This is a genomic window from Rubrivivax rivuli (genome assembly GCF_004016505.1).
In the GTDB taxonomy this organism is placed as follows: domain Bacteria; phylum Pseudomonadota; class Gammaproteobacteria; order Burkholderiales; family Burkholderiaceae_C; genus Rubrivivax; species Rubrivivax rivuli.
Map to the genome: position 1 here is coordinate 552,375 of NZ_SACR01000001.1, position 15,527 is coordinate 567,901.

Here is a 15,527-nt window from a genome sequence, read left to right on the forward strand (position 1 = left end):
CAGCGCAAACTGACGCATTCACGCCGACAATCGCGGCTCTTGGCGGGGCGGAGCCCCACCGCTTTCTGAAAGCCCACTTCATGAAGCCCACCCTTCTTGCCCTCCTCGTCGCTGGCGCCCTGCAGCTGGCCGGCCCCGCCCAAGCCGCCCCCAGCCTCCCCAGCACCAACGTCGCCTGGCAGGCCGCCGCGGCCGATGCCGACATCGAGCGCGCCTTTGCCCAGGCCCGCGCCGCCAAGAAGCCCGTGCTGCTGTACTGGGGTGCCACCTGGTGCCCGCCCTGCAACCAGCTCAAGGCCACGCTCTTCAACCGCGCGGAGTTCGCGGCGCTGTCGAAGAACTTCGTTGCCGTGCACGTGGACGGCGACCGCCCCGGCGCGCAGAAGCTCAGCCGGCGTTTCAAGGTCAGCGGCTACCCCACCACGGTGCTGTTCACGCCCGAAGGCCAGGAAATCACCCGCCTGCCCGGTGAGGTGGACGCCGCGCAGATGCTGCAGGTGCTGCAACTCGGCCTGAACGGCGGCCGCCCCGTGAAGGCCGTGCTGGCCGACGCGCTGGCTGCCAAGCCCTTGAGCGCCGGCGACTGGAAGCTGCTGGCCTACTACTCGTGGGAAACCGATGAGGCCCAGGTCGTGCCCAAGGCCGAGCTTCCCGCGCTGCTGACGCGCCTGGCCGTGGCCAGCCCCGCCGCCGGTGCCGGCACCGAGAGCGAGATCACCACCCGCCTGTGGCTGAAGGCCCTGGCCGCCAGCGACGACGGCCAGGGCGTGAAACCCGACGCCAGCCTGCGCGAGCGCGTGCGCCGCGTGCTGGCCGACCCGGCGCAATCGCGCGAGCACATCGACGCCATCGCCGGCGGCGCCGTGGACATCGTGCGCACGCTCGAAGCCGAGGGCAGCGCGGGCCGCGCGCCCCTGGTGGCCGCTTTCGACGCGGCGCTGCAGCGCCTGCAGGCCGATGCCACGCTGTCGCGCAGCAACCGCATGGACGCGCTCTACGCCCGCATCCAGCTCGCGCGCATCGACATGCCCAAGGACACCGTGCAGCCCAAGCTGCCCGAGCCGCTGCTGAAGGACGTGCGCGAGTTCGTCGCCCGCGCCGACCGCGAGATCACCGACGGCTACGAGCGCCAGGCCGTCATCACCTACGCCGGCAGCGCCCTGGGCCTGGCCGGGCTGTGGGCCGAGAGCGAGACGCTGCTGAAGGCCAACCTGGCCAAGAGCCACTCGCCCTACTACCTGATGAGCCAGCTGGGCAGCAACGCGCGCAAGCAGGGCAGGAACGACGAGGCGCTGAACTGGTATGCGCAGGCCTTCGACAAGAGCGAAGGCCCGGCCACACGCCTGCAGTGGGGGGCCACCTACCTGATGGCGCTGGTGGACCTGGCGCCGCAGGACGCCGCCCGCATCGAGAAGACCACCGCCCAGCTGCTGGCCGAAGCCGCCAAGGATGAAGGCGCCTTCGAGGGCCGCAGTGCGCGCTCGTTGCAGCGCATCAGCGCCAAGCTGGTGGCCTGGAACGGCGATGGCAAGCAGGCGGCCGCGATGAAGCGCCTGCAGGGCCAGCTCAGCGGCGTGTGCGCCAAGGTCGACACCGCTGAGGGCCAGCGCGCCACCTGCCAGGCCTTGCTGAAGCCGGCGGCGAAGAAGGCCTGAGCGCCAGCCCGCAGACTGTCCAGAAGAAAGCCGCCGCGGGCCCAGGCCCGGGCGGCTTTTCCCTGGTGCGGCAGGGTTTACTTCAGCAGGCCTTCGGCCTTCAGCGCCTCTTGCACGGCCGGGCGCGCGGCCACGCGGCCCATGTAGGCGCTCAGGTGGGCCAGCGGGGCGATGTCCACGCCCACGTACTTGCCCCAGCCGGCCACGGTGAAGAGGTAGGCGTCGGCGGCGGTGAAGCTGTCGCCCATCAGCCAGGTCTTGCCGGCGAGCTGGCTGTCCACCCAGGCCAGCTTCTCGCCGAGCTTGGCGCGCGAGGCGGTCTTCGTGTCTTCGTGCGTGCCGGGCGTGAACAGCGGCGTGAAGCCCTTGTGCAGCTCGGTGCTGATGTAGTTCAGCCACTCCAGCACGCGGTAGCGCGCCATGGTGCCGGCCGGCGGCACCAGGCCGCTGGCCGGGGCCTGGTCGGCGATGTACTGCACGATGACCGGGCCTTCGCTCAAGCGCTGGCCGTCGTCGAGTTCCAGCAGGGGCACCTGGCCCTTGGGGTTGATGGTGAGGTAGTCGGTGCCGTCGGCCAGCTTCTTGGTCTTGGTGCTGGCCATCACCAGCTGGAAGGGCTGGCCGGTCTCGCGCAGCACGATGTGCGGGCTGAGCGAGCAGGCGCCGGGGCTGTAGTACAGCTTGGTCATGGGGTGTCTCCGCGAGGGGTGGTGGAACACCGGGGAGCATAGCCACGCCGTCCTGGGCCGGCATTGCATCGCGCTGAAGCCATCGTTCGATGCGCCGCCATACTGGGGGCCCTTGTTGTCGCCGCCGCCCGAGACTGACCATGCCCCGCGCCATCCTCGAAGAAGCCCGCCTGCATCCCGCCATCCGTGAGGCGGTCGCACGCCTGAACGCCGACACCGTGCAGCAGGTGCAGGACGCCACCGCCCGCCACGCCGTGGTGGTGGTGGGCATGGCGCTCAACCCTTTCGTGCGCCAGGCACGCAAGGCGCTCGACGCCGCCGGCGTGGCCCACCACGACATCGACATCGGTGGCTACACCAGCCAGTGGCGCCGCCGCAATGCATTGAAGATGTGGACGGGCTGGCCCACCTTCCCGATGGTTTTCGTGCGCGGGGTGTTGGTGGGCGGTGCGCAGGACCTGCAGGCCTTGATCGCCAGCGGTGAGCTGAAGCGCCTGCTCGGCTGAGCCGTCCGGCATCCGCGGGCCCGTCGCCGCCGCCCGCGCGGGCTTTGGGGGCGTTCGTCGCGGCAATCTGCCACTCGCCGCGCGGCGGCTGGGGCGGAGGTGAGGGCGCCGCAGAATGGGCGCCATGAACACCCCCCCCACCTTCCCACGCCCGCGCCAGCGCGGCTGGGGCGGCGCGCTGCAAGCCGTGGCCGCTGCCGCCGGTCTGGCCGCACTGGCCGCCGCCACGGCCCCGCAGGCCCTGGCGGCCGAAGCCCGCCCCGGCCTCAAGCCCTGCCGCGTGCAGGGCGTCGTGCACGACGCGCAATGCGGCGTGCTGCGCCGCCCGCTCGACCCGGCGCAGCCGCAGGGCGTGCAGATCGAAGTGCACTACGCCGTGCTGCCGGCGCTGGCGCGCAACCGCCAGAGCGACCCGGTGTTCTTCTTCGCCGGCGGGCCGGGCCAGAGCGCCATCGCCCTGGGCGGCCAGATCAGCCGCCTGCTGGCGCGCCTGGGCAACCGGCGCGACGTGGTGCTGGTCGACCAGCGGGGCACCGGCAGCACCGCGCCGCTGTACTGCGACGAGGTCTCGGTCTTCGAACCCTTGGTGCAGGGCATGGACAACGAGCGCCAGGCTGCGCGCCTGCAGGCCTGCACCACCCAGCTGCAGAAGCTGCCGCATGGCAACCTGCGCCACTACACCACCACCGTGGCGATGCAGGACGTGGACGCCGTGCGCCAGGCCCTGGGCGCGCCGCGGATCAACCTGGTGGGCGGTTCCTACGGCACCCGCGCGGTGCTGGAGTACATGCGCCAGTTCCCGAAGGCCGTGCGGCGCGCCGTCATCGACGGCGTGGCGCCGCCGGACATGGTGTTGCCGGCGGCCTTCAGCACCGACAACCAGGCCGCGCTGGCGCAGGTGTTCAAGAGCTGCGAGGCCGACGCCGCCTGCCGCGCGCGCTACCCCCAGCTGCGTGAAGACTGGCAGAAGCTGCTGGCCTCCATGCCGCGCGAGATGACGGTGGCGCACCCGGTCCTCGGCCGCACCGAGAAGGCCACGCTCACGCGGGACGGGTTGCTGAACCTGGTGCGTGCGCCGATGTACGTGCCGGTGCTGGCTTCGGCGCTGCCCATGGCCATCGGCGAAGGCGCGGCCGGCCGGCTGGAGCCGCTGGTGGGCCTGGCCATCGCCTTCGCGGGGGGTGGCGGGCGCGCCATGCGCATGTCCGAAGGCATGCACTTCTCGGTGGTGTGCGCCGAAGACTATCCACGCCTGGCGCAGGCCACCGATGTGCCCGGCGCCGATTTCGGCAGCACCTTCGCGCAGCAGTACCAGCGGATCTGCGGCAGCTGGCCGCGCGGCGAGGTGCCGGCGGCCTTCTACACCGTGCCACCGGCGCAGGCCGCCACGCTGGTGCTCTCGGGCGGGGCCGACCCCGTGACGCCGCCGCGCCATGGCGAGCGTGTGACGAAGCTGCTCGGCGCCCAGGCGCGCCACGTGGTGGTGAAGGAAGCCGGCCACGGCGTGATGGGCCTGGGCTGCATGCGCGACGTGCTCTTCCGCTTCATCAACGCCGAAAGCGATGCCGAAGCGCTGAAGGTCGACGCCAGCTGCGCCGAGAACATCCCCCGCCCGCCCGTTCACCTGCCGCCCGTGGCGGAGGCCGCGAAATGATCCAGATCGAACAACTGCGCAAGAGCTTCACCCAGGGCAGCGGGCGCAAGAAGCGCACCGTGCAGGCGGTGGACGGCGTGAACTTCACCGCGCCCAACGGCCGCATCACCGGGCTGCTGGGCCCCAACGGCGCGGGCAAGACGACCACGCTGCGCATCGCTGCGGCGCTGATCGAACCCGACAGCGGCACGGTGCGCGTGGACGGCATCGACGTGGCGCAGCAGCCCGCCGCAGCGCTGGCCCGCATGGGCGTGCTCAGCGATGCGCGCGGCCTGTACCCGCGGCTGACGGCGCGCGAGAACATCATCTACTACGGCCGCCTGCACGGCATGACGGCCGCCGCCGCCGCCGCGCGCGTGGACGTGCTCGCCAAGACGCTGGACATGGCGCCGCTGCTCGAGCGCCGCACCGAAGGCTTCAGCCAGGGCGAGCGCATGAAGACGGCGCTGGCCCGCGCGCTGATCCACGACCCGCCCAACATCGTGCTCGACGAGCCCACCAACGGCCTGGACGTGCTGGCCACGCGCGCTCTGCGCGAGGCGCTGCGCCGGCTGCGCGACGACGAGGGCAAGTGCATCGTCTTCTCCACGCACATCATGCAAGAGGTGGAGCGCCTGTGCGACCACGTCGTCGTGGTGGCCCATGGCCGCACCGTGGCCGCGGGCACCGTCGTCGAACTCTCGGCCGCGGCCGGGCAGACCGATTTCGAGGAGACCTTCGTGAAGCTTGCCTTCGGTGCCGAAGGCGCCGCTTCGGTGTTCGGTGCCGAAGGTGCCGCCACCCACACCACCGCCGGGAGCGCCGCATGATTGCCGCCGCCTGGGTTGTCTTCCTCAAGGAACTGCGCGACGCGCTGCGCGACCGGCGCACGCTGACCATGGTGCTGCTCAGCTCGGTGGCCATCGGCCCGCTGGTGCTGGTGGCGATCTCGCAACTCGTGGCCGGCATCGAGAAGCGCGCCGAGGCCCGTGAGGTCTACGCCGTGGGCATCGAACACGCGCCCGGCCTGCAGAACTATCTCGAGCGCCAGACCTACGTGCTGAAGAAGGCGCCGGCCGACTGGGAGCAGCGCCTGCGCGACAGCAAGCTCGGCCACCCCGTGCTGGTGGTGCCGGCCGACTACGCGGCCACGGTGGCGCGCCTGGAGGCGCCCGTGGTCGAGATCGTCAGCAGCGCCACCGACCAGCGCGCGCAAGGCGGCACGGGCTCGCTGCAGCGGCTGCTGCGCGCCTACAACCAGGAGCAGGCCACCCTGCGCCTGGCGCTGCGCGGCGTGGCGCCCTCGGCGCTGGAGACGGTGCGCGTGGAAGAACGCGACTTGGCCGACCCCGCCGCGCGGGCCGCGCAGCTGAGCTTCATGGTGCCGGTGTTCGTGCTGATGGCGGTGCTGTACGGCGCGCTCAACGCAGCGCTGGACACCACGGCCGGCGAGCGCGAACGCGGGTCTCTGGAGCCCTTGCTGATGAACCCCGCGTCGCGCCTGGCGCTGGTGCTGGGCAAGTGGGGCGCGGTGGCCACGGTGGGCATCCTGATCGCGGTGCTTTCGTGCCTGAGCTTCCTGCCGGCGCAGCAGCTGCTGCGCAGCGAGGCGCTGTCGGCCATGTTCCGTTTCGGCCCGCTGGAGGCGGCCTGGTTCATCGGCCTGCTGCTGCCGCTGGCCGGTGCGCTGTCGGCGCTGCTGATGGCCATCGCCATCCGCTGCAAGACCTTCAAGGAGGCGCAGGCCAACGCCACCATCCTGGTGCTGGCCATCTCGATGCTGCCGCTGGTGCTGGTGATGAACCAGGAAGGCACGGCACCCTGGCACCTGTGGATGCCGGCCCTGGCGCAGACCACGCTGATGGGCCGTGTGCTCAAGGGCGAGGCGTTGCCGATGGCCGACCTGATGCCCTCGCTGCTGGTCTGCGGCGTGCTGACGGCGCTGGCGGTGGCCTACGTGGCGCGCGTGCTGCGCAGCGCAGCGTTGAAGTGAAGGGGCGCACGCGCCGGCTCATGCCTCGTGGCGTGAAATCGCCGCGAAGCCTTCGCCAGCCGTACAAGGCCTTCCGGCCTTGCACGCGCCGGCTCAGTTGAGCTGGCGCCGCAGCGCACGTGCCACCTCCTGCTGCCAGGGCAGCTGGTGCACCAGCCCGTTGAGGTAGGGCGCAGCCTGCAGGGCGGTGAGCACTTCGCCTTCTTCGCCGATGAAGCGCACGTTGCTCACCACCGACAGCGGGTCGGCCATGGCCACCACGCCGTGCGCGATCTCGATCCAGTCCCAGGCCATGCCGGCTTCGCCCTCTGCGCCGTGTGCCATCCACAGCGTCTGGCCCGAGAAGCAGCCGGGCAGGCTGCCCGTCGGGGTGATGTGCGTGCCAAGGTGGTGAAACCGCACAGGTTTGGGCTCGGTGGCCTGCCACAATAAAGGCGGCCACGAGCGCAAAGCCCACGCCGTGGTCAAGGGGTGGACAGGTGACGAAATCATGTGTGCGTTGGGTTGCATACACACATTCTTCGTTAGCGTCCTGGCGGCGAACAGCTGTAAACCCTGTCAGGGCGGCGTCGCTGACGCCTTTGGGCCGGGTCTTTCGGCGGGCGAGGAGAGCAATGCTCCCGGGTGGTTACTCAGCGGTGCTGCAAGCCCGCAACCGTGACGAGTTTCGCGATGAAGTGGTGCGCTTCACGCAGCAACTCGGTTTCGAGACCGTCTCGGCGGTCACGATGATCGACCACGGCCGGGGCAAGTGCGATCTCATCATGGTGGACAACACGCCCACCAGCTACGCCCAGACCTACGGCGATGCCGCCAGCGGCAAGCGCGACCCGGTGCTGCAGCACTGCCGCCGCCAGACCGTGCCCATCATCTGGAACCAGGACACCTACGTGGCCCATGGCGTGGGCGACCTCTGGGAACAGCAGGCGCAGTTCGGTTACCGCACCGGCATCGCGATGGCGCTGCACCTGCCTGAGGGCAAGCACTTCCTGCTGGGCGTCGACCGCGACCAGCCCCTGCCCGCCGACCCCCACGAGCTGCAGCGCGTGGTGGCCGACCTGCAGCTCTTCGCGGTGCACGCGCAGGAGGCCGCCATGCGCCTGCTGCTGCCCGTGGCCCAGCAACCCGAGCGGCCCGCGCTCACGCCGCGCGAACTCGAGGCGCTGCGCTGGACCATGGAAGGCAAGACCGCCTGGGAGGTGGGCGCGGTGCTGGGCATCAGCGAGCGCACGGCGGTGCTGCACATCAACAACGCCATGCACAAGCTGCAGTGCGTGAACAAGCACCAGGCGGTGCTCAAGGCCCTGCGGCTGGGCCTGATCGATTGAGCCTGGGCCTGTGGCCTGGCGCTGGGCTGAGGGCGGCCAGGGCTCCCTTGAATTTGGTCTTGCGACCTGTAAGACCTGACAGTACCCCGCGCCGATGCCGGCTGCTCCAATGCTGCCAAGCGTGCGATTTCGCACGAGTCATCAGCCGGAGCTCAAGCCATGCAAGCCTTCAAGAACCTGTTCGCCCGCACCCAAGTTCAAGCCGCGGCTGCCACTTCGGGCGCCGTGCAAACCACTCCTGCGCAGCCCACCGAGCTCACGCCCGAAGCCATGGCGCTGGTGGGCGGCGGCTTGCCGCGTGTCGGGGGCCTGGGTGGTTCGTCGGTGGCCCTGCCGCCGGCCGAAAGCAGCGTCACCACGCAGCCCAGCGTCAGCTGAGCTGCGCGCCTGATTTCTTTGGTCCCATCTCAAAGCCCATCCCTCGGGGATTGAGGTGTTCGTGGGTCGGCGTAGCCGACCCTTTTTTTCATGGCTGATCCGCGCCCCCTGTTCAGGCCTGAAGCGGTGGAGGCCCAGCGCCTGCAGTGGCTGGGCGGGGTGCAGCTCGTTCGCCCGCCTTCATTGGCCTGGCTGACCGCGGGTGTCGTGGTGGTGGCGCTGGCGCTCGGGGCCTTTCTTTCCCTGGCGCAGTACACGCGCAAGGCCACGAGCCCTGGGGTGGTGGTGCCGGATCGGGGGCTCATCCGCCTGGTGCCTGCAGCGGCCGGCACGGTGCTCGAGCGGCGGGTGGCCGAAGGGCAGGCGGTGCGCGCGGGCGATGTGCTTTTCGTGCTGGCGCTGGAGCGCCCGCTGCTTTCGGCCGATGCCCAGGCTGTGGTGCGCCGCAGCCTGGACGAACGCCGGCGCAGCCTGGCCGAGGCCGCGGGCGCGCAGCAGGCGTTGGCGGGCACGCAGCGCGCCGCGCTGGAGCGGCGACTGGCCGCGATGGAGGGCGAGCTTGCGCAGCTTGACGTCGAGGCCGGCCTCCAGCAGCAGCGGCTGGCCATGGCCGAGCAGAACCTGGCGCGACTGCAGTCGCTGCAGGCCGACCAGTTCATCTCTGCGGCGCAGACGCAGGCCAAAGCGGAAGAGGTACTGGGCCTGAAGGTGGCCGCCCAGGGGCTGCAGCGCCAGCGCGCCGCCCTGTTGCGTGAGCGGGCCGAGCTTGAAGGCGAGCGGCGTGCGCTGCCGCTGGTGGCGGGCGCGGCTCTGGGCAGCCTGGCGCGCGACCTCGCGCAGGCCGACCGCGACGCGGTCGAGCAGGGCGCCGAGCAGCGCCTCGTGGTGCGTGCGCCGCAGAGCGGTACGGTCAGCACGCTGCTGGCCGAGCCTGGCCAGAGCGTGTCACCCGCTTCGGCCCTGGCCACGCTGATGCCCGAAGGTGCGGTGCTGCAGGCGCAGCTGTTCGCGCCGTCCAGCGCCATCGGCTTTGTGCAGCCCGGGCAGGCGGTGCGGCTGCGCTTCGAAGCCTTCCCGTACCAGAAGTTCGGACAGCAGCCTGCGCGTGTGCTGCAGGTGTCGCGCACGCCGCTGGCGGCCAGCGAGCTGGCCGCCCTGGCCTTGCCGGCGGTGGGCGCCGGGGCCGAGCCGCTGTTCCGCATCACCGTTGCGCTGGAAGGCGAACCGGTGGCGCCGCTCAGCGCCGGCATGCGCCTGCAGGCCGACGTGCTGCTGGAAAGGCGCCGCCTGATCGAGTGGCTGTTCGAGCCGCTGCTCGGCCTGAAAGGGCGGCTGTGAGCAGGCGGGTGCCGGTGGTGCTGCAGTCCGAGGCCGCGGAATGCGGCCTGGCCTGCCTGGCGATGGTGGCCGGCGCGCACGGCCTGGACACCGACCTGCCCACGCTGCGCCGGCGCTTCTCGCTCTCGCTCAAGGGCGTGACGCTGGCCGAGATGGTGCGCATGGCGCACGTGCTGCAGCTCAACACACGCGCGCTGCGCGCCGAGCCGGCCGAGCTGGCCCAGGTGCAGCTGCCTTGCGTCTTGCACTGGGACCTGAACCACTTCGTGGTGCTGGTGGCGCTGCAGCGCGAGGAGGCCGTCATCCACGACCCGGCGCGCGGCCTGCTGCGCTTGAAGCTGGCCGAGCTGTCGCGCCACTTCAGCGGCGTGCTGCTCGAACTGCTGCCTGCCGCGGGTTTCCAGCCTGCACGCGAGCGCCAGCATGTCAGCCTGCGGCAACTGCTGGGCCCGGTGCGCGGGCTCAAGCGCTCGCTGCTGCAGATCTTCATGCTGGCGTTCGCGCTGGAAGCTTTCGTGTTGCTGAGCCCGTTCTTCATGCAGTGGGTGGTGGATGGCGCGCTGGTGAGTGCCGACCGCGACCTGGTGCTGACGCTGGGCATCGGCTTCGGCTTGCTGGTGCTGGTGCAGGCGGCCACGGCCGCGGCGCGCAGCTGGGCGGTGCTGGCGCTGTCGGCCAGCCTGAACCTGCAGTGGCTGGTGAACGTCTTCGCGCACTTGCTGCGCCTGCCGGTGGCGTGGTTCGAGAAGCGCCATGCCGGCGACATCTGGTCGCGCTTCGGTGCAGTGCAGCACATCCAGCGCACGCTGACGACGAGCTTCATCGAGGCCGTGCTCGACGGCCTGCTGGTGCTGCTGACGCTGGTGATGATGCTGCTCTACAGCCCGCTGCTCACGGCGGTGGTGCTGGGCGCTGTGGCCGGCTACGGCCTGCTGCGCTGGGTCTTCTTCGGTCCGTTGCGGCGCGCGAGTGAAGAGGCGCTGGTGTTCGAGGCGCGGCAGAGCAGCCACTTCCTGGAATCACTGCGCGGCGTGCTGGCCATCAAGCTCTTCAATGCACAGGGTGAGCGGCAATCGCGTTTCGCGAGCCTGGTGGTGGAGACCATGAACGCACAGCTCACGGTGCGCAAGCTGGAGCTGGTGTTCACGGTGCTGCACCGGCTGCTCTTCGGGCTGGAGCGCGTGGCCGTGGTGTGGCTGGGGGCGCTGCTGGTCATCGACCAGCGGCTGTCGCTGGGCATGCTGTTCGCGTTCGTCGCCTACAAGGAGACCTTCGCGGCGCGTGTGAGTGCGCTGGTCGACAAGGCCGTCGACCTGAAGATGCTGCGCCTGCAGGGCGAACGCCTGGCCGACATCGTGCTGACCGCGCCCGAGCTGGAGGCCGAAGCCCCCGAAGCACAGCGGCCCCTCGATGGCAGCCTGGAACTGCGCGACCTGCGTTTCGCCTACGCCGATGGCGAACCCGAGGTCTTGCGGGGCGTGAACCTGCGCATCGAGCCCGGGGAGAGCGTGGCCATCGTCGGGCCCTCAGGCTGTGGCAAGACCACCTTGCTCAAGCTGATGCTGGGCGTGCACGCGCCCACTGCAGGGCAGGTGCTGGTGGGTGGGGTGCCGCTGGGTCGCGCCGGGCTGCATGCCTGGCGCGAGCACGTGGGCGTGGTGATGCAGGACGAGCCGCTGTTCTCGGGCAGCCTGCTCGACAACATCAGCTTCTTCAGCCCCGAGCCCGATGCCGCCTGGGCGCAGGAATGTGCGCGCCTGGCCTGCGTGCACGACGAGATCGCGGCCATGCCCATGGGCTACCACACGCTCATTGGCGACATGGGCGCGGCCCTGTCGGGCGGGCAGAAGCAGCGCCTGCTGCTGGCGCGGGCGCTGTACAAGCGGCCGAAGATCCTGCTGCTGGACGAGGCCACGAGTTCATTGGACGTCGAGCGGGAGAGAGCGGTCAATCAGGCCATCCGCCACCTGGCCTTGACGCGCGTGATCGTGGCGCACCGGCCCGAGACCATCCAGTCGGCCGGCCGCGTGGTGGCGCTGCACGAGGGACGCGTCGCGCAAGATCTGCGCAGCGTGCCGGCCGCGGGCGCACCCGCAGGCTGACAAGGCGGGGTCAGCCCTCTGGCGCGAAGTCGCGGTCGGGCCTCTTGCAGGCGTGCAAGGCCCTGAGGCCTTCCACGTCAGGCCTCAGCCCGACTTGCGCACGCGGAAGCCGAGCAGTGCGTACATCGGGCAGCGCGCAAGGCTTGCCGTGAGCAGCATCACCAGGCCCACGACCCAGGCCCAGCCGCCCACTTTGCCGCTGATGGCAAAGGCGATCAGGAACAGCCCCAGCAGGATACGGAAGACGCGGTCGTAACCCGACATGTTCTTGGCGATCATGGTGTGGTCTCCAGGCAGTGTGTTCGTGGCCCGCGCGCAAGCGGGTGGGCCGTGGCAAGGATGAAGGACGCGGCCCCCTCACTGCCGGCGCCGCGCCCCGATTCTGCCGCCAGACCGGGCCCGGGGCGAGGACCCGGGTCACTCAGTGCTTCTTTTCGACACGCGGTTTCAGGGCGCGGGCACTCGGCGCTTGCTGCGCACGTGCCGTGCCGGGTTGCAGCGCGGCATGTGCCATCACGGCGTGGCTGGGGGTTGCGTCTGGGCTTCCAGGCGCAGCAGCCAGGCCATGGCGTGCACGCGGTCGGGCCCGCACATCTCTGCGCTGGGCGCCAGGGAGGCGCAAACGGCCGGGCGTTCGGGCCGGCCGAACACCCGGCAGCGTGCGTCGTTGTCCAGTTGCACGCATCGAATGCCCGCCGGCTTGCCCTGCGGCATGCCGGGGATGGGTGAAGTGATCGAAGGCGCGGTGCAGCACGCGCCGCAGCCAGGTCGGCAATCCATGGCCGCCGATGCTATCGCTGCCATCGGCACAAGCCATGCTGCGGCAGCCCGGGGGTCTGCACAATTCAAACAGGAATCATTCTCAAAGAGGTGGCATGGTGGCCAAGTCGGCAACATTCGGCGTGATGCACCTGGGCATCGCTTTCGGCGTCAGTTTTGTCCTGATGGGCAGCGTTGCGATCGCCGGCGCCATCACCCTCGTCGAGCCGGTGGTGAACACCGTGGCGCACTACTTTTTCGACCGCTGGTGGGCCCGGCGCGAGCGGCGCCAGCAGGCCGCAGCAGCGGCTGCCGCCGTGTGGAGTGTCGCGCCCGGCGCGAATTCTGGCGCCGCGCCGGCCTGAGCGTGGCGCTGGTGGCTGCTGGCCGCCAGGAAGGCCCGTAAAATCAAGGGCTTGCGCGCGGTCTGGCCGGTCTTGGCCCGGCCGCGCTCGGCTTTTTCCAGAGGTCTTCCATGCTGCACCCGCAGGAGTTCGACGTCATCGTGGTCGGTGGCGGCCATGCCGGCACCGAGGCCGCTCTGGCCAGCGCCCGCATGGGCTGCACGACGCTGCTGCTCACCCACAACCTCGAGACCCTGGGGCAGATGAGCTGCAACCCCAGCATCGGCGGCATCGGCAAGGGGCACCTGGTCAAGGAGATCGACGCGCTGGGCGGCGCCATGGCCGCTGCGACGGACGAAGCCGGCATCCAGTTCCGCATCCTCAACGGCAGCAAGGGCCCGGCCGTGCGCGCCACGCGCGCCCAGGCCGACCGCGTGCTGTACCGCGCCGCCATCCGCCAGCGCCTGGAGAACCAGCCCAACTTGTGGCTCTTCCAGCAGGCCGTGGACGACCTGATGGTGGAAGGCGACCGCGTGGTGGGCGCCGTCACGCAGATCGGCCTGCGCTTCCGCGCCCGCGCGGTGGTGCTGACGGCGGGCACCTTTCTCGACGGCCGCATCCACGTGGGCCTGCAGAACTACAGCGCGGGGCGGGCGGGCGACCCGCCGGCTGTCAGCCTCTCGGCGCGGCTGAAAGAGCTGAAGCTGGCGCAGGGCCGGCTGAAGACCGGGACGCCGCCGCGCATCGATGGGCGCAGCATCGATTTCTCGAAGCTGGTGGAGCAGCCCGGTGATCTCGACCCGGTGCCCGTGTTCAGCTTCCTGGGGCGCCCCGAACAGCACCCGCGCCAGGTGCCGTGCTGGATCACGCACACCAACGAGCGCACGCACGAGATCATCAAGAGCGGCTTCGACCGCAGCCCGATGTTCACCGGCGTGATCGAAGGCGTGGGGCCGCGCTACTGCCCCAGCATCGAAGACAAGGTCAACCGCTTCGCCGACAAGGGCAGCCACCAGATCTTTCTGGAGCCCGAGGGCCTGACGACGCACGAGTTCTACCCGAACGGCATCAGCACCTCGCTGCCCTTCGACATCCAGCTCGGCGCCTTGCGTTCGATGGTCGGCCTGGAGAACGCGCACATCCTGCGCCCTGGTTACGCCATCGAGTACGACTTCTTCGACCCGCGCGAACTCAAGCCCAGCTTCGAGACGCGCGCGATCCAGGGCCTGTTCTTTGCCGGGCAGATCAACGGCACCACGGGCTACGAAGAGGCGGCGGCCCAAGGCCTGTACGCCGCGGTGAACGCCGCGCTGCAGGTGCAGGGGCGTGAACCCTGGCTGCCGCGCCGCGACCAGGCCTACCTGGGCGTGCTGGTGGACGACCTCACCAGCAAGGGCGTGACCGAGCCCTACCGCATGTTCACCAGCCGCGCCGAGTACCGGCTGCAGCTGCGCGAGGACAACGCCGACCTGCGCCTCACCGAGCAGGGCCGGGCGCTGGGCCTGGTGGACGATGCCCGCTGGGTGGCCTTCGAGACCAAGCGCGAGCGCCTGGAGCAAGAGCGCCAGCGCCTGCGCAGCACCTGGGTGCGGCCGGCCACGGTGCCGGCGGCCGAGGCCGAGCGCCTGCTGGGCAAGGCGCTGGAGCACGAGTACCCGCTGGACGACCTGCTGCGCCGGCCGGGGGTGGACTTCGACGCCGTCTGCGCCGTGGCTGCCGTGGCTGGCGGCACCGAGCACCACCGTGTTTCACGTGAAACACTGCGGGCCGCGTGGGGCCAGCGCGAGGCCGACGCCGTCATCGAGCAGGCCGAGATCGCCGTGAAGTACGCCGGCTACATCGAGAAGCAGAACGACGAGGTCGAGCGCGCCGCCACGCTGGAGAACTTGAAGCTGCCCGAACAGTTGGACTACGCCAGCGTCACGGCCCTGTCCTTCGAGGTGCGCCAGAAGTTGGCCCGGCATCGGCCCGCGACGCTGGGTCAGGCCTCGCGCATCTCGGGCGTGACGCCGGCGGCCATCTCCCTGCTGCTGGTTCACCTGAAGAAGAACCGCTTCGAAGGTTTTGCGCGCGTGCCCACGACGCCAGCCCCGGCGGCCGACAGCCAGGCGGCCTGAGCGCGTGAGCTCGCACTTGGACGAGATTGCGGCGCTCTGCGCAGCTTGTGGCCTGAACCCCGACGGCAGGCAGCTGCAGGCACTGGCCGACTACCTGGCGCTGCTGCAGCGCTGGAACGCCACCTACAACCTGACCGCAGTGCGCGACCCGGCGGCCATGCTCACGCAGCACCTGGCCGACTGCCTGGCGGTGGTGCCGCCGCTGCAACGCCATGCCGAGGGCGGGCGCTTGCTGGATGTGGGCAGCGGCGGCGGGCTGCCGGGCGTGGTGATCGCCACGCTGCTGCCAGCGTGGAGCGTGACCTGCGTTGACGCGGTCGGCAAGAAGATGGCCTTTGTCCGCCAGGTGGCCGGTACCCTGCCTTTGCCCAACCTGCGCGCCGAGCACACCCGCATCGAGCAACTCAAGCAGCCGCCCTACGACCTGATCACCTCGCGCGCCTTTGCCTCACTGGCCGACTTCACGCGCCTGACCCGCCCGCACCTCGCACCGGGCGGCGTGTGGATGGCGATGAAGGGCAGGGCGCCCGATGAAGAAGCGGCCGAGCTGCCGGCCGATGTGAACGTGTTTCACGTGGAACAACTGGTCGTCCCGGGCCTGGAGGCCCAGCGTTGTCTGGTCTGGATGCGTCCCGCAGGCTGAAAAAGCAGACCGCCGCGGCCCAACGCGGGCGGTTCGGCGCCG

The 15,527-nt window shown here is 70.5% G+C and carries 16 protein-coding genes; 12 read left to right on the forward strand and 4 right to left on the reverse strand.

The window, feature by feature from the left end; all coding sequences use genetic code 11:
* Positions 1 to 80 precede the first annotated feature (80 nt).
* On the forward strand, positions 81 to 1,655 hold the full coding sequence (locus EOE66_RS02390) for a thioredoxin family protein (protein WP_128227076.1): 1,575 nt from the start codon (positions 81 to 83) through the stop codon (positions 1,653 to 1,655).
* 77 nt (positions 1,656 to 1,732) lie between these two features.
* On the opposite strand, the gene gstA is transcribed toward EOE66_RS02390, so the two are convergent.
* Positions 1,733 to 2,344 (reverse strand): glutathione transferase GstA, encoded by a 612-nt coding sequence (gstA, locus tag EOE66_RS02395; RefSeq protein WP_128227077.1) that lies wholly within the window; start codon positions 2,342 to 2,344, stop codon positions 1,733 to 1,735.
* A 140-nt stretch (positions 2,345 to 2,484) separates the two neighbouring features.
* Here gstA and EOE66_RS02400 point away from each other — a divergent pair, with 140 nt between their 5' ends.
* From EOE66_RS02400 to EOE66_RS02415, 4 genes are all read left to right on the forward strand, one after another.
* Positions 2,485 to 2,850, forward strand: a complete 366-nt coding sequence (locus EOE66_RS02400) for a glutaredoxin (protein ID WP_128227078.1) — start codon at positions 2,485 to 2,487, stop codon at positions 2,848 to 2,850.
* Positions 2,851 to 2,974: 124 nt separating this feature from the next.
* Positions 2,975 to 4,504, forward strand: a complete 1,530-nt coding sequence (locus EOE66_RS02405) for an alpha/beta fold hydrolase (RefSeq protein WP_128227079.1) — start codon at positions 2,975 to 2,977, stop codon at positions 4,502 to 4,504.
* The gene (locus EOE66_RS02410) at positions 4,501 to 5,313 is read left to right on the forward strand and encodes an ABC transporter ATP-binding protein (RefSeq protein WP_128227080.1); all 813 of its coding nucleotides are present in this window, start codon (positions 4,501 to 4,503) and stop codon (positions 5,311 to 5,313) included. The genes EOE66_RS02405 and EOE66_RS02410 overlap by 4 nt, the downstream gene beginning before the upstream one ends.
* Entirely contained in the window at positions 5,310 to 6,476 is a 1,167-nt protein-coding gene (locus EOE66_RS02415) for an ABC transporter permease (RefSeq protein ID WP_128227081.1), read from the forward strand. Before EOE66_RS02410 ends, EOE66_RS02415 begins: the two co-directional genes overlap by 4 nt.
* A gap of 93 nt (positions 6,477 to 6,569) precedes the next feature.
* Here the strand turns inward: EOE66_RS02415 and EOE66_RS02420 are convergent, their stop codons facing one another.
* Positions 6,570 to 6,878 carry a DUF4902 domain-containing protein gene (locus EOE66_RS02420; protein WP_128227082.1) on the reverse strand — a complete coding sequence of 103 codons (309 nt, stop codon included), beginning with the start codon at positions 6,876 to 6,878 and terminating at the stop codon, positions 6,570 to 6,572.
* A 236-nt stretch (positions 6,879 to 7,114) separates the two neighbouring features.
* On the opposite strand from EOE66_RS02420, the gene EOE66_RS02425 reads away from it, so the two are divergent.
* From EOE66_RS02425 to EOE66_RS02440, 4 genes are all read left to right on the forward strand, one after another.
* Positions 7,115 to 7,804, forward strand: coding sequence for an autoinducer binding domain-containing protein (locus EOE66_RS02425; RefSeq protein ID WP_164884970.1), 690 nt, complete (start codon positions 7,115 to 7,117; stop codon positions 7,802 to 7,804).
* Between the two features lie 159 nt (positions 7,805 to 7,963).
* Positions 7,964 to 8,182, forward strand: coding sequence for a hypothetical protein (locus EOE66_RS02430; RefSeq protein WP_128227084.1), 219 nt, complete (start codon positions 7,964 to 7,966; stop codon positions 8,180 to 8,182).
* 90 nt (positions 8,183 to 8,272) lie between these two features.
* Positions 8,273 to 9,520: an HlyD family secretion protein gene (locus tag EOE66_RS02435; RefSeq protein WP_128227085.1), complete on the forward strand. Its 1,248-nt coding sequence runs from the start codon at positions 8,273 to 8,275 to the stop codon at positions 9,518 to 9,520.
* Positions 9,517 to 11,622 (forward strand): peptidase domain-containing ABC transporter, encoded by a 2,106-nt coding sequence (locus EOE66_RS02440; protein ID WP_245478870.1) that lies wholly within the window; start codon positions 9,517 to 9,519, stop codon positions 11,620 to 11,622. The genes EOE66_RS02435 and EOE66_RS02440 overlap by 4 nt, the downstream gene beginning before the upstream one ends.
* An 84-nt stretch (positions 11,623 to 11,706) precedes the next feature.
* Here the strand turns inward: EOE66_RS02440 and EOE66_RS02445 are convergent, their stop codons facing one another.
* Positions 11,707 to 11,901 (reverse strand): YgaP family membrane protein, encoded by a 195-nt coding sequence (locus EOE66_RS02445; protein ID WP_245478871.1) that lies wholly within the window; start codon positions 11,899 to 11,901, stop codon positions 11,707 to 11,709.
* 234 nt (positions 11,902 to 12,135) lie between these two features.
* Positions 12,136 to 12,402 carry a YkgJ family cysteine cluster protein gene (locus EOE66_RS02450; RefSeq protein WP_128227086.1) on the reverse strand — a complete coding sequence of 89 codons (267 nt, stop codon included), beginning with the start codon at positions 12,400 to 12,402 and terminating at the stop codon, positions 12,136 to 12,138.
* A 98-nt stretch (positions 12,403 to 12,500) separates the two neighbouring features.
* Between EOE66_RS02450 and EOE66_RS02455 the strand changes: the two genes are divergently transcribed.
* The 3 genes from EOE66_RS02455 to rsmG all read left to right on the forward strand — a co-directional run bounded on the left by EOE66_RS02455 (position 12,501) and on the right by rsmG (position 15,485).
* Positions 12,501 to 12,746 (forward strand): DUF2061 domain-containing protein, encoded by a 246-nt coding sequence (locus EOE66_RS02455; protein WP_128227492.1) that lies wholly within the window; start codon positions 12,501 to 12,503, stop codon positions 12,744 to 12,746.
* Positions 12,747 to 12,856: 110 nt separating this feature from the next.
* Complete coding sequence (gene mnmG / locus EOE66_RS02460) at positions 12,857 to 14,842, forward strand: tRNA uridine-5-carboxymethylaminomethyl(34) synthesis enzyme MnmG (protein ID WP_128227087.1); 1,986 nt, start codon at positions 12,857 to 12,859, stop codon at positions 14,840 to 14,842.
* A 4-nt stretch (positions 14,843 to 14,846) separates the two neighbouring features.
* Positions 14,847 to 15,485, forward strand: coding sequence for a 16S rRNA (guanine(527)-N(7))-methyltransferase RsmG (gene rsmG, locus EOE66_RS02465; RefSeq protein WP_128227088.1), 639 nt, complete (start codon positions 14,847 to 14,849; stop codon positions 15,483 to 15,485).
* The last annotated feature ends 42 nt before the right edge of the window (positions 15,486 to 15,527 follow it).

What these genes read in the sequence shown, in the direction of transcription:
- EOE66_RS02445 (WP_245478871.1), bottom strand. Translation starts at nt 11,901, where the DNA reads ATGATCGCCAAGAACATGTCGGGTTACGACCGCGTCTTCCGTATCCTG.
- EOE66_RS02410 (WP_128227080.1), top strand. Translation starts at nt 4,501, where the DNA reads ATGATCCAGATCGAACAACTGCGCAAGAGCTTCACCCAGGGCAGCGGG.
- EOE66_RS02390 (WP_128227076.1), top strand. Translation starts at nt 81, where the DNA reads ATGAAGCCCACCCTTCTTGCCCTCCTCGTCGCTGGCGCCCTGCAGCTG.
- EOE66_RS02450 (WP_128227086.1), bottom strand. Translation starts at nt 12,402, where the DNA reads ATGGATTGCCGACCTGGCTGCGGCGCGTGCTGCACCGCGCCTTCGATC.
- mnmG (WP_128227087.1), top strand. Translation starts at nt 12,857, where the DNA reads ATGCTGCACCCGCAGGAGTTCGACGTCATCGTGGTCGGTGGCGGCCAT.
- EOE66_RS02415 (WP_128227081.1), top strand. Translation starts at nt 5,310, where the DNA reads ATGATTGCCGCCGCCTGGGTTGTCTTCCTCAAGGAACTGCGCGACGCG.
- EOE66_RS02435 (WP_128227085.1), top strand. Translation starts at nt 8,273, where the DNA reads ATGGCTGATCCGCGCCCCCTGTTCAGGCCTGAAGCGGTGGAGGCCCAG.
- EOE66_RS02400 (WP_128227078.1), top strand. Translation starts at nt 2,485, where the DNA reads ATGCCCCGCGCCATCCTCGAAGAAGCCCGCCTGCATCCCGCCATCCGT.
- EOE66_RS02430 (WP_128227084.1), top strand. Translation starts at nt 7,964, where the DNA reads ATGCAAGCCTTCAAGAACCTGTTCGCCCGCACCCAAGTTCAAGCCGCG.
- EOE66_RS02405 (WP_128227079.1), top strand. Translation starts at nt 2,975, where the DNA reads ATGAACACCCCCCCCACCTTCCCACGCCCGCGCCAGCGCGGCTGGGGC.
- gstA (WP_128227077.1), bottom strand. Translation starts at nt 2,344, where the DNA reads ATGACCAAGCTGTACTACAGCCCCGGCGCCTGCTCGCTCAGCCCGCAC.